This is a genomic window from Corynebacterium sp. ACRPS (assembly GCF_022346005.1).
Classification (GTDB): domain Bacteria; phylum Actinomycetota; class Actinomycetes; order Mycobacteriales; family Mycobacteriaceae; genus Corynebacterium.
On record NZ_JAKRMY010000020.1, the window covers coordinates 23392 to 34160 of the forward strand.

Annotated in this window: 11 protein-coding genes; 6 read left to right on the forward strand and 5 right to left on the reverse strand. The window is 59.3% G+C overall.

From position 1 onward, the window contains the following. Positions 1-6 precede the first annotated feature (6 nt). Both MHX65_RS10395 and MHX65_RS10400 read left to right on the forward strand, forming a co-directional pair. The gene (locus MHX65_RS10395) at positions 7-270 is read left to right on the forward strand and encodes a hypothetical protein (protein WP_034659553.1); all 264 of its coding nucleotides are present in this window, start codon (positions 7-9) and stop codon (positions 268-270) included. Next, positions 267-1445 carry an alpha/beta hydrolase gene (locus tag MHX65_RS10400; protein ID WP_239270004.1) on the forward strand — a complete coding sequence of 393 codons (1179 nt, stop codon included), beginning with the start codon at positions 267-269 and terminating at the stop codon, positions 1443-1445. The genes MHX65_RS10395 and MHX65_RS10400 overlap by 4 nt, the downstream gene beginning before the upstream one ends. A gap of 14 nt (positions 1446-1459) precedes the next feature. Here MHX65_RS10400 and exaC read toward each other — a convergent pair whose 3' ends face one another. From exaC to dnaK, 5 genes are all read right to left on the reverse strand, one after another. After that, a complete protein-coding gene (exaC, locus tag MHX65_RS10405) occupies positions 1460-2980 on the reverse strand; it encodes an acetaldehyde dehydrogenase ExaC (RefSeq protein WP_239270005.1) in 1521 nt (506 codons plus the stop codon). A 351-nt stretch (positions 2981-3331) separates the two neighbouring features. Further along, positions 3332-3877, reverse strand: a complete 546-nt coding sequence (locus MHX65_RS11575; RefSeq protein WP_304504142.1) for a heat shock protein transcriptional repressor HspR — start codon at positions 3875-3877, stop codon at positions 3332-3334. Positions 3878-3897: 20 nt separating this feature from the next. Continuing rightward, positions 3898-5103 carry a molecular chaperone DnaJ gene (dnaJ, locus tag MHX65_RS10415; RefSeq protein ID WP_239270006.1) on the reverse strand — a complete coding sequence of 402 codons (1206 nt, stop codon included), beginning with the start codon at positions 5101-5103 and terminating at the stop codon, positions 3898-3900. A 98-nt stretch (positions 5104-5201) separates the two neighbouring features. Further along, positions 5202-5924, reverse strand: coding sequence for a nucleotide exchange factor GrpE (gene grpE, locus MHX65_RS10420; protein WP_239270007.1), 723 nt, complete (start codon positions 5922-5924; stop codon positions 5202-5204). After that, on the reverse strand, positions 5924-7786 hold the full coding sequence (gene dnaK, locus MHX65_RS10425) for a molecular chaperone DnaK (RefSeq protein WP_005279388.1): 1863 nt from the start codon (positions 7784-7786) through the stop codon (positions 5924-5926). The genes grpE and dnaK overlap by 1 nt, the downstream gene beginning before the upstream one ends. A gap of 465 nt (positions 7787-8251) precedes the next feature. On the opposite strand from dnaK, the gene MHX65_RS10430 reads away from it, so the two are divergent. The 4 genes from MHX65_RS10430 to MHX65_RS10445 all read left to right on the forward strand — a co-directional run bounded on the left by MHX65_RS10430 (position 8252) and on the right by MHX65_RS10445 (position 10728). Beyond that, positions 8252-8437 carry a hypothetical protein gene (locus MHX65_RS10430; protein ID WP_239270008.1) on the forward strand — a complete coding sequence of 62 codons (186 nt, stop codon included), beginning with the start codon at positions 8252-8254 and terminating at the stop codon, positions 8435-8437. 205 nt (positions 8438-8642) lie between these two features. Beyond that, positions 8643-9821 carry a sensor histidine kinase gene (locus tag MHX65_RS10435; RefSeq protein WP_239270009.1) on the forward strand — a complete coding sequence of 393 codons (1179 nt, stop codon included), beginning with the start codon at positions 8643-8645 and terminating at the stop codon, positions 9819-9821. Positions 9822-9913: 92 nt separating this feature from the next. Continuing rightward, positions 9914-10069, forward strand: coding sequence for a hypothetical protein (locus MHX65_RS10440; RefSeq protein ID WP_239270010.1), 156 nt, complete (start codon positions 9914-9916; stop codon positions 10067-10069). Beyond that, complete coding sequence (locus tag MHX65_RS10445; protein WP_239270011.1) at positions 10054-10728, forward strand: response regulator; 675 nt, start codon at positions 10054-10056, stop codon at positions 10726-10728. The genes MHX65_RS10440 and MHX65_RS10445 overlap by 16 nt, the downstream gene beginning before the upstream one ends. Positions 10729-10769 lie beyond the last annotated feature (41 nt).

Genomic DNA, 10769 nt, shown 5'->3' on the forward strand with positions numbered 1-10769 from the left:
AAGGCCATGAGTTATGTAGATATTCCTGAATACCTTCCCGCACATGTACGCACGTTGAGGGCGCGGCCGGCGGCGGCTATGCCGGGGGCACGCTTAAGCGTGGCTTCCCGGACGTCTGCCGCCCTGCAGCGCGCGGTGGCGCAGTGGTCTGAGACGCAGCAGCTTAGCGATGCCACCGTTTCCGAGCGCCTGCGCAGCCTCCACGTCTTCCTGGACCGCAGCGGCGCGCTCGATTCCTCGCTCGCTGCGAGCTTGAGGAGGGCGCGATGAATTTATCGACTGCCCTGCGCCACAGCGCCGCGCAGCTCGCCGCGGATCGCTCTGGCCTGCACACTCACTATGTGGACTCGCACCACGATTGGCACTCGCTATCGCTGGGTGGGCCCGCGGGCGTGGCGGCGCGATCCGGGTTAGCGGAGGCGACCGAGTGGCTGAGTAGCCCCCTTGGGCAGATGGAGCAGGTCATCGAGGTGCTTGACCGGCACGCGGACCTGCAGGCCTGGCGCGAGGGGGTGGAGGCGCGGATCATTTCCTTTTTGGGCAAGGTCGATGAGTTTTCTGGGCCCGCCGCACTGGCCGGCGGCGTGCTACTGCGGGAGGTACGTGCGCTTGGCGATGCCCTCGATTGGCTCTGCTCCCAAGAAATCGACGCCCTCTGCACGCCCGCCGGGGTGGAACCGCCGCGGCGGCTCGAGGATTTTGCCGATCTCCCCCTCGATACCATCCACGAGATCAACCTCGCCCAAGCCAGCGACCGCGTGGCGCAGCTGGCCGCGGATAACCCCGATATGCGCATCGTCGAAACCAGCCCCGGCCGACTGGTGGCGCTGGTGGATCCGGAGGGTTTTCGCACGGAACCAGCGTCTGTGACCACGTTTGTTGAAGGCGTACATTCCTCCGATCCCACCACCTGGCAGCGCGCCGTGGACCGCGGCCGCAATATCGCTAAGGCGAGCGGTGGTCCTGCCGCCGTGTGGTTGGGCTATCAGGCCCCGTCGAGTTTGCCGCGCGCCGTGCATGCCGATCCCGCGCGGGCGGCGGGGCAGGAGCTGGTGCGGTTTCAGCGGGGCATCGGCAAGCGGTATCCAGACGCGAAGCGAACGGTGGTGGGCTATTCCTATGGCTCCGTCGTAACCGGATACGCGGCGCGCGAAGAAGAAATCGCCTCCGATATCGTGCTCGTGGGCAGCCCCGGCACCAGCGCCCAGCATGCTCGCGAGCTGCACGGCACCGTGTGGGCGGCAACCAATGACAATGACCCCATAGCCATCGCGACGGGGCCACTCAGCGGAATCCATGGCCCAGATCCCACCACCCAGTCCTTTGGCGCCACTCCCCTCCCCGGAGCGGATGGCCTGCCCGGGGACCACGGGTCTTATTGGGAAAATCCGCAGTTCCTGCGCGGGTTGGGCACGGTGGCTTCCGGGGAATCGAGGGCGGATTAAAGCAGGCTGTGGGTTTAGAAGAGTCCTGCGGGGGCGTCGGAGTACGAGACCAGCATGTTCTTGGTTTCCTGGTAGTGGCCGAGCATCATCAAGTGATTCTCGCGGCCCAAGCCGGATTCCTTGTAGCCGCCGAAGGCGCTGTGTGCTGGGTAGTCGTGGTAGTGGTTGACCCACACGCGGCCGGCCTGAATATCGCGCCCGGCGCGGTAGCAGATGTTTTGCTGGCGCGACCACACGCCGGCGCCGAGGCCGAAGTTGGTGGTATTTGCGATCTCGATGGCCTCGTCGTAATCCTTGAAGGTCGCCACAGACAGCACTGGCCCGAAGATTTCCTCCTGGAAGATGCGCATCTCATTGCTGCCCTTAAAGACCGTGGGCTCGATGTAGTAGCCGTTTTCGAGGCCTTCTACCTTGTTCACGTGGCCGCCGGTGAGCGTTTCCGCGCCTTCTTCTGGGCCGATCTTGAGGTATTCGGTAATCTTGTCCATCTGTTCCTGGGAGGCCTGGGCGCCCATCATGGTTTCGGTATCCAACGGGTGGCCGATCTTGATCTTCTTGACGCGTTCGATGGCGAGCTCCAAGAACTTATCGGCAATATCCTCATGGACCAGGGCGCGCGATGGGCAGGTGCAGACTTCGCCCTGGTTGAGTGCAAACATGACGAATCCCTCGACGCACTTTTCCAGGTAGGAGTCATCTTCATCCATGATGTCTTTGAAAAAGATGGACGGCGACTTACCGCCGAGTTCCAGGGTGACCGGGATGACCTTGTCCGCGGCGGCCTTATTGATGAGCTTGCCCACTGGGGTGGAGCCGGTGAACGCGATCTTGGCGATGCGATCCGATCCCGACAATGCCGCACCAGCTTCCTCGCCCACGCCGTTGACGATATTGAGGACCCCGTCTGGGAGGAGGTCGCCGATGATGTCCATGAGCAAGAGGATGGAAGCTGGCGTTTGCTCCGCGGGCTTCAGCACGATGCAGTTACCAGCGGCTAGGGCCGGTGCAATCTTCCAGGAGGCCATGAGCAGCGGGAAGTTCCACGGGATGATTTGGCCGACAACGCCGAGCGGCTCGTGGTAGTGGTAGGCCACGGTGTCTTCGCTGATCTGGGACAGGCGGCCCTCCTGTGCACGGATGGCGCCCGCGAAGTAGCGGAAGTGGTCAACGGCCAGCGGGATATCGGCGGCCAAGGTCTCGCGGACGGCCTTGCCGTTTTCCCAGGTCTCCGCCACAGCGATCTTTTCGAGGTTTTCTTCAATCCGGTCCGCGATGCGGTGCAGCAAGAGCGCGCGCTCTGCTGGCGTGGTCTTGCCAAAGGTAGCAAACGCCTTTTCCGCGGCGTCGATGGCCGCATTGACATCGGCTTCCTTGCCGCGGGCCACCTGACAAAATACTTCACCGGTCACGGGGCTGATGTTGTCCATGTATTCGCCATCGACTGGCGGGACCCACTTACCGCCAATGTAGTTGTCATAGCGGTCGCGGTAGTTAACGATAGCCCCTTCGGTTCCGGGCGCTGCGTACAAAGTCATGATGGTGGTGTCCTCTCGTGTAGAAATTCTGACTGTGGCTCTTGCCAGGTATGGCCCTTGCCGGTTATGGCTCGGACCACTGCAGGCGCTCTACTGTGGTGTACCTCACCTGCTTTCCGGCCATAGTAATGCAATTTTTCGCATCTCGCACAAAATAGGGGTGGGGAATTAACATTTCTTCACAGGCCAAAGTCCGGTTATGCGGGTGTGGCATTGCCAGGGTGAGGGACTTTTGGGCAGAGATAAACCCTCCATACCTGTGCGGGCGCTACGCCGTGAAAGGTATGGAGGGTTTAAGTTGAGGTTTCTCGTCCGCAGGACGAATTAGGCGGTTTAGCCGGTTTAGCCGGTTTAGCCGCCGTTGTTTCGGCGATTGCGTTTGCGATCGCGCGCGGTGCGCGGGCTCCACATCACCACAGAGGTAGACCGCGGAACGTGGACGAGCTCGCCGCTGCGTTGGGAGCGCACCGGGACCTGCGAGCCTTGTGGGCCTTGTGGACCTTGCGGGCCTTGTGCGCCGCGGGTGTGCTGCCCCTGGGCTTGGGGGTGCTGCGATCCGGAGCGCTGCCCGGCGGCGAGTTGGTCGCGGAGGGCACGGACTTCATCGGCAAGCGCATCGCGTTCGGCTTCGAGCCGATCGCGTTCTTCGGTTAGCTCGATAATGGATTTGATGCCGGCGAGATTGACGCCATCGTCTTGCGACAGCGCCTGAATCTTGCGGAGCAATTCAATATCGCGATCCGAATAACGGCGGCCGCCACCCCGGGTGCGGGCCGGGGAAACCAAACCCATGCGGTCATAGGTGCGCAGGGTTTGGGCGTGCATCCCGGAAAGCTCGGCGGCCACGGAAATAACGTAGACCGCAGTGGCGGAGCCTTCTGCCTTTCCAGTACTCATTGTGCAATGCACCTCCTGCCTTAATTGCTCTCCGCGCCGGCCCAGCCTGCGCGGGGATTAAAGCCAGAGTCCTTTTCGGCTTGTGCATAGGTACGCAGGGCGCTGGAGGCCGCAGCATCGAGCTTGGAAGGCACGGTGACCTGCACGCTCACCAAGAGGTCGCCAGCCTTGCCGGCGCGCTTGGCAATGCCGCGCCCACGCACGCGCAGGGTGCGGCCATCCGGGGTGCCAGCCGGGATCTTCACGCGGACCGGGCTATCCAAGGTAGGAACCGTGATGGTGTCACCAAGGGCGAGCTCGGCAAACGAGACGGGGACGGTGATGTGGATATCGTCGCCGTCGCGGGTAAAGACCTTGTCAGGCCTGACGGTGACCGCAACGAAGAGGTCACCGGCCGGGGTGCCATTCGGGCCTGCCTCGCCTTGGCCGGCGATACGGACCTTTTGGCCGTCGATGACGCCGGCGGGGATGCGGACCGTGATGTTCCGGGTGCGGTGCACCGTTCCGGTGCCGTTGCAGTCTGGGCACGGATCTGTGATGCGGCGGCCCGTGCCATCGCAATCCTTGCACGGCGCGGAGAAGCCGAAGGCACCGCGGTTTTCCGAGGTGTATCCGGAGCCATTGCAGGTCCCGCACGTTGAGGTCTTGCCGGAGGAAGAACCCGAGCCATGGCACGTGGTGCACGGCGCGTTACCGCTTAAGGCCAGCGGGATGGTGGTCCCCTTGGCGGCCTCGCGGAAATCGAGGGTTATTTCCGTTTCGACGTCGGCCCCCCGCGACGGTTTAGCTGAGTGGCCAGCACTACCGCTGCGGTTGAAAACGCTACCGAAGATATCCCCAAAACCGCCGCCTTGAGACGATCCTCCAGTGGCACCTCCGAAGAGGTCCGAGAGGTCGAAGTCTTGCGCACCTTGTCCACCCATGTTCGTGGATCGAAACCCGCCGGGAAAGCCGGCGCCTCCGTTCCGTCCGAAGCCACCGCCATTGCGCAGCATGGCCTTGAACTGGTCGTATTCTTTGCGTTCGGAGGCATCGGAAAGCACATCGTATGCTTCCGCAACCCGCTTGAACCGGTCCGCTGCCGCGGGGTCATCGGGGTGGGTATCGGGGTGGTTTTCGCGGGCAAGCTTGCGGTACGCGCGCTTGATCTCGCTTTGGTCTGCGGACGAGGAGACCCCCAGATCCGCGTAATAATCTTTGTCTGCCCATTCGGGTTTAGCGCTCACTGGGCATCTCCTCCTTTCAAGAAGAATCGGTTGTAATTAGTAAAAAGGGCGCCGGGGGAAGTTGAATCAGTCAGTTCCCAAGGCGCCCTTTTCCCGGATTAATCGGCTTGTTCGGTGCCTTCCGAACTGCCGGAATCCTCACCGGGGTCCGCGATGATGACCAGCGCGTTGCGCACCAGCCTCTCGCCTACGCGGTAGCCCTGGCGCAGCACGGTGCCGAGCACCTGCTCATCGCCGGAGGACAAATCCTGCACGGCCTCGTGCATCTCTGGGTCGAAGGGTTCGCCCTCTTCACCAAAGGCGGTGAGGTTGTGCTGCTCTAGGCCCTTGCGGAGCTTATCCGCAACCGCCTTGAGCGGGCCCTCCAGGTCACCGTGCTGCTTGGCCAAATCGAGGTCATCGAGGACCGGCAGCAAGTCACTAATGACCTTTGCCTTCGCGGTTTCGATAACGGATTGGCGGTCACGCTCGGTGCGGCGGCGGTAGTTGGTGTATTCCGCATTCAGACGCTGCAGGTCTTCGGTGCGTTCTGCCAACTGCGCCTCCACATCGTTGGTGGCAGCGCCGGTGGAGGTGGGATCATCGCCCTCCTCCTCGGCCTCGACCTCATCGGCGTTGACATCAGCCAGCGCGTCTTCGAGGTCAGCATCAAGGGTGGGATCCAATTTGGCTTCTTCGGAGGCATCAGCCTGTGCGTCGTTGGCAGCCTGTGCTTCCTCGGCCTTTTCGGCGGCAGCCTCAGCGCGGTCAGCCGAGGTAGCCTCCGGATCCGTGTTTTCCGGGTCGCCTGGGTTTTGCGGCATTCCGCTGTCCTGAGTCATTACTTGTCGCCGTCCTTGTTGTCGTCGGAGTTCTCGTCTTCGTCCACAACTTCAGCGTCGACCACGTTTGGGTCGCCCTGTGCGGCGCCGGCATCGCCAGCACCCTCGGCGCCGCCCTCTGCAGCCTGTGCCTCGTAGATCTGCTTGCCCATCTCCTGGGATTCGGTGGACAGCTTCTCTACTGCGGACTTGATGGCATCGAGGTCATCGCCCTTCAGTGCCTCGTCCACGGCGTCAGCAGCCTCGGTGACCTTGGTCTTGGTGTCCTCAGAGACCTTGTCCTCGTTATCCTCCAAGAACTTGCGGGTCTGGTAGGAGGTGGACTCTGCGTTATTGCGCAGCTCCTGCTCCTCGCGACGCTTCTTGTCTTCCTCAGCGTGCTGCTCGGCGTCCTTGACCATGCGGTCGATCTCTTCCTGGGAAAGGCCAGAACCTTCCTGGATCTTGATGGTGTTTTCCTTGCCGGTGCCTTTGTCCTTGGCGGTCACGTGGACGATGCCGTTGGCGTCGATGTCGAAGGTGACCTCAATCTGGGGCACGCCGCGAGGTGCCGGTGCGATGCCGCCGAGCTCGAAGGAACCCAGCAGCTTGTTGGCGGTAGCCATCTCGCGCTCACCCTGGAAGACCTGAATCTGCACGGAAGGCTGGTTGTCTTCTGCGGTGGTGAAGGTCTCGGACTTCTTGGTCGGGATGGTGGTGTTGCGCTCGATGAGCTTGGTCATCACGCCGCCCTTGGTTTCAATGCCGAGGGAGAGCGGGGTGACATCGAGAAGCAGCACGTCCTTAACCTCACCGCGCAGCACACCTGCCTGGAGTGCAGCACCCACTGCAACGACCTCATCCGGGTTAACGCCCTTGTTCGGGTCCTTGCTCGTCAGCTCCTTGACCAGGTCAGATACGGCCGGCATACGGGTGGAACCGCCGACCAGCACAACGTGGTCGATATCGCCGACGGAAAGGTCAGCATCCTTGATGACCTGGTTGAACGGAGCCTTGGTGCGGTCCAGCAGATCCTGGGTAATCTTCTGGAACTCGGTGCGGGTCAGGGTCTCGTCCAAGAACAGTGGGTTCTTGTCGGAGTCAACGGTGATGTAAGGCAGGTTGATGTTGGCCTGCTGGGAGGAGGACAGCTCAATCTTGGCCTTCTCTGCAGCCTCGCGCAGACGCTGCACGGCGCGCTTGTCCTTGGTCAGGTCAACGCCCTGGGAGCTCTTGAAGCGGTCAACCAACCAGTCAACGATGCGCTGATCCCAGTCATCGCCGCCCAAGGTGTTGTCACCTGCGGTAGCCATAACCTCAACGACGCCATCGCCGATTTCCAGCAAGGACACGTCGAAGGTGCCGCCGCCCAAGTCGAAGACCAAGATGGTCTGCTCTTGCTCGCCCTTTTCCAGGCCGTATGCAAGCGCAGCCGCGGTGGGCTCGTTGACGATGCGCAGGACGTTCAGGCCGGCAATCTGGCCAGCTTCCTTGGTGGCCTGACGCTGTGCGTCCTCGAAGTATGCAGGGACGGTAATAACGGCGTCCGTAACATCCTCGCCCAAGTAGGACTCTGCATCACGCTTCAGCTTCATCAGCGTGCGAGCGGAAATCTCCTGGGAGGTGTAGTCCTTGTCATCAATGTTGACGGTCCAGTCAGTACCAATGTGGCGCTTGACGGAGCGGATGGTGCGGTCCACGTTGGTCACGGCCTGGTTCTTGGCGGACTGGCCAACCAGGATTTCGCCGTTCTTAGCAAACGCTACAACGGAAGGCGTGGTGCGGGAACCTTCGGAGTTAGCGATAACGGTGGACTCGCCACCTTCCAGTACGGAAACGACGGAGTTCGTCGTACCAAGGTCAATACCTACTGCGCGTCCCATGATTCATTCTCCTTTTTATCGAGTGCAGTTAATAAAGTTGATTGTGAGTGACTCAACTTCTCGTTGCGTCCGAGCGCTACTCTAACAGAAGTTGCAAACTCGTTCATAAATTCTTGAGCCTGTGTCACTCAATCTTTATAACCTCCCACACTCAAATCTTATTCCCGCCGGCTCAACCCTCCTCAAAAATTGTTCCATTTTCCCAGCTCTTAGCCTCAAACTCCACTCCCTCCTACTGCTTCAAACAGGAGTGAACTACCTTTTAAAACAAACTCTTCCACACCCAAAAGCTCCCCAAAGGGCCGTAAAAAGGTGGCCAAAAGTTACCTCACAAAGGATCCAAAAGAGGCTTGGCAGGCGTACTTAACTCGCACATACTGGAAACCACAGCAGCCACTGATGTGGTTGCTACCCAGAGAGAGATTGATTTGTAGTTTCACTCCGCCAACTCGAAAGGAAACACCGATGCTCGGTACCCTCGTAAACCTCAGCTCCGCCCTCGACTTCGAGGCAATCTTCAAGGCCATCAAGGGCATTGCTGAACTGTCCTCCGAGTCCAACTCCGACTCCGCAGGCCTATCCTCCGTATTCGAGGGCCTGTCCTCCAAGGACAACGCTGACGCTGCTACCGAAACCGCAGCTAACGCTTAAGTAAACCTTCGCGTTTACACTCCTTCATGAAGACCGACTAAACCCCCGCACTTTTCCATGCAGGTTTTAAACCTCGCACCGGAAGGTGCGGGGTTTAGTTGTTTTCATTTGCTGGTTTCACGCTTCCAGGCCTTAAGCTAGGTGCGAGACGCCACAAGCTTTTTCACAACTATTCAGCCTGAGCCCCAAAGAGGCGCATTCCACCGTGACTTTCACCCCGCCACTTCCATTTCGCCACCGCCTTCGGGCGGCGATGACCCTACAGCGCACCGCAGCGCTGATCGCCATCATTTGCTTGGCCCTTACCCTTTTCGCCGCATTTCTCACCCCAACTAAACACCAACTTTCAGCGGCAATCGTCGGGTTAATTTTGACGGCCATCACTACATCTGCCTATCGATACCCGAAGACGATGGCAGTGGGGTTTCTGGCAATTTGGATTATTGCCATCCTTACCGTGGGTATCCCCTACGCCAGTTCCGTTTTCTTAGCCCCGGTATTCCTTGCCGTATTCGCTTTTCGCAGCACCAAGTGGCAGTCGATTCTTCTCTGCGTAGTGTTTTGGCTGGTAGGGCTGGTAGATCCTAGTACGTTGCGGCTAGCCCTCAATCCAACACCGGCACTGGTCTGGGGAATTTTCTTGGTCATTAGCACCTTCATCGGTAGCTCACTTGCCCATTCCGCACGGCGCTATAAAACCGCCATGGTGGAGTGGAATAACGATGTCAAGCGCCGACAGTCCGACCTAGCTGAAACCCTGCATAACTCGGTAATTTCCAGCCTTACCGTCAATACCATGCAGCTAGAAGCGCTCAGCTTGGAATACGCCAGCACACCGGAGCTCAGCCGCCGCCTCGATGAATTAAGCGATGCAATGCGCTCGTCGATGTCTGAAATACGCGCTTTAACTAAAGTCTTGCGTTCCAATATTGACGGCATCAACGACGAATTCAGTTTTAAACAAGCCGCACGCCCTACAAGCCTTGCACAGGTACTGGCCTGGGAAGAAGAACAGCTATCAAAGCTCAACCGCACGCCAATCATTAAGGTAAGCGGAGAAGATTTTTGCCCCCAGTTTTCTCCTTCTGTTCTTGACTCGGTCGTAGCCATCACCAGGGAGGCTTGCCTCAACGCCGTCAAGTACTCGCCACCTGGGGCGAAAATTACCGTATCGGCCCAACCACATTTGGGATGGACGATTCTTACTATCCGCAACCCTATTGCCAAGCCAACGAGCACCACACCGGAGACCTCCTCCGGCATAGGCCTTAATTCGATGACGCGCCTCGCAGCAACTATCGATGCCCGGTTTGAAGCCGGTCAGGTCGACGATCACTGGGAGCTCACGCTGGCACTGCCCCCATCTGCGCATGAACAACGTTAGTTTGTTCACCTTCGCTGGCAGCGCCACCATCCCTTTACTACACTTACGTATGTTTCTTATAAATCCGGTTTTTATATAAAAGGAGTCGTGCCATGCAGGCTGCTCTCGCTAGCTTTCTCACTCCCCTCATGCTGTCCACCTCTCTCTTCGGCGCAGACCTCACCCCAGGCGATCTCCCACAAAACAACAAGTACGAGTCTTCGGCAGAGCTCGTCTTTGGCTGCCCAGCCCCATGGTGCTTCAAGTAAAGACTTCGCTGCTCTTAGTCGATGATGATCCACTGGTCATCGAGGCACTCGGCCACTATTTCGCTGCGGCCGAAGATATGGAAATCATCGCCGTTGCAGAAAATGGGAAAGCCGCATTACAGCAGCTAGAACAGCACGATGTCGATGCCGTCATCGCGGATATTCATATGCCGGAGATGGACGGCACAGCGCTGCTGCGCGAGCTAAATGAGCTGCCTAATCCGCCGGTATTCATTGCTATGACCGCAATGGATAATGACGACACCCTAAGGGAAGTCCTATCCAATAAGGCGGCAGCCTATATCCTCAAAAGCTCGAAGCCAGCCTACATCTTGGACACGGTACGCGAGGCCGTCCGCGGTGGCACGGTCGTAGCTCCCCAACCATTAACGCGCTTATTCCAACAAATGCCCGAGTGGAGCGAAAACGATGCTCAATCCCCGTCTGCGGTTTCCACCCCTGAGCACCATATTTCGCCTGCTCAAGCGCAGATTCTCGATTTAGTGTGCGAGGGAAAATCCAACGAAGAGATCGCAAAAAGCACCCACTATGCCCCAGGAACGGTAAAGAAATACGTTTCTAGCCTGTTAACGGAATTTCACGCCAAGTCTCGTCTTGAACTAGCGGTCAAAGCACTAAAAGCGGGGTACGGCAAATAGCTGCATAGGCGCGAATGGCGCCCGCCCCCAATCGTGGCCCC

Bases quoted from the DNA above. Each gene is read 5' to 3' on its own strand.
- MHX65_RS11575 (WP_304504142.1), bottom strand. From the start codon at position 3,877: ATGAGTACTGGAAAGGCAGAAGGCTCCGCCACTGCGGTCTACGTTATT.
- MHX65_RS10445 (WP_239270011.1), top strand. From the start codon at position 10,054: ATGGTGCTTCAAGTAAAGACTTCGCTGCTCTTAGTCGATGATGATCCA.
- dnaK (WP_005279388.1), bottom strand. From the start codon at position 7,786: ATGGGACGCGCAGTAGGTATTGACCTTGGTACGACGAACTCCGTCGTT.
- MHX65_RS10400 (WP_239270004.1), top strand. From the start codon at position 267: ATGAATTTATCGACTGCCCTGCGCCACAGCGCCGCGCAGCTCGCCGCG.
- MHX65_RS10440 (WP_239270010.1), top strand. From the start codon at position 9,914: ATGCAGGCTGCTCTCGCTAGCTTTCTCACTCCCCTCATGCTGTCCACC.
- exaC (WP_239270005.1), bottom strand. From the start codon at position 2,980: ATGACTTTGTACGCAGCGCCCGGAACCGAAGGGGCTATCGTTAACTAC.
- MHX65_RS10430 (WP_239270008.1), top strand. From the start codon at position 8,252: ATGCTCGGTACCCTCGTAAACCTCAGCTCCGCCCTCGACTTCGAGGCA.
- grpE (WP_239270007.1), bottom strand. From the start codon at position 5,924: ATGACTCAGGACAGCGGAATGCCGCAAAACCCAGGCGACCCGGAAAAC.
- MHX65_RS10395 (WP_034659553.1), top strand. From the start codon at position 7: ATGAGTTATGTAGATATTCCTGAATACCTTCCCGCACATGTACGCACG.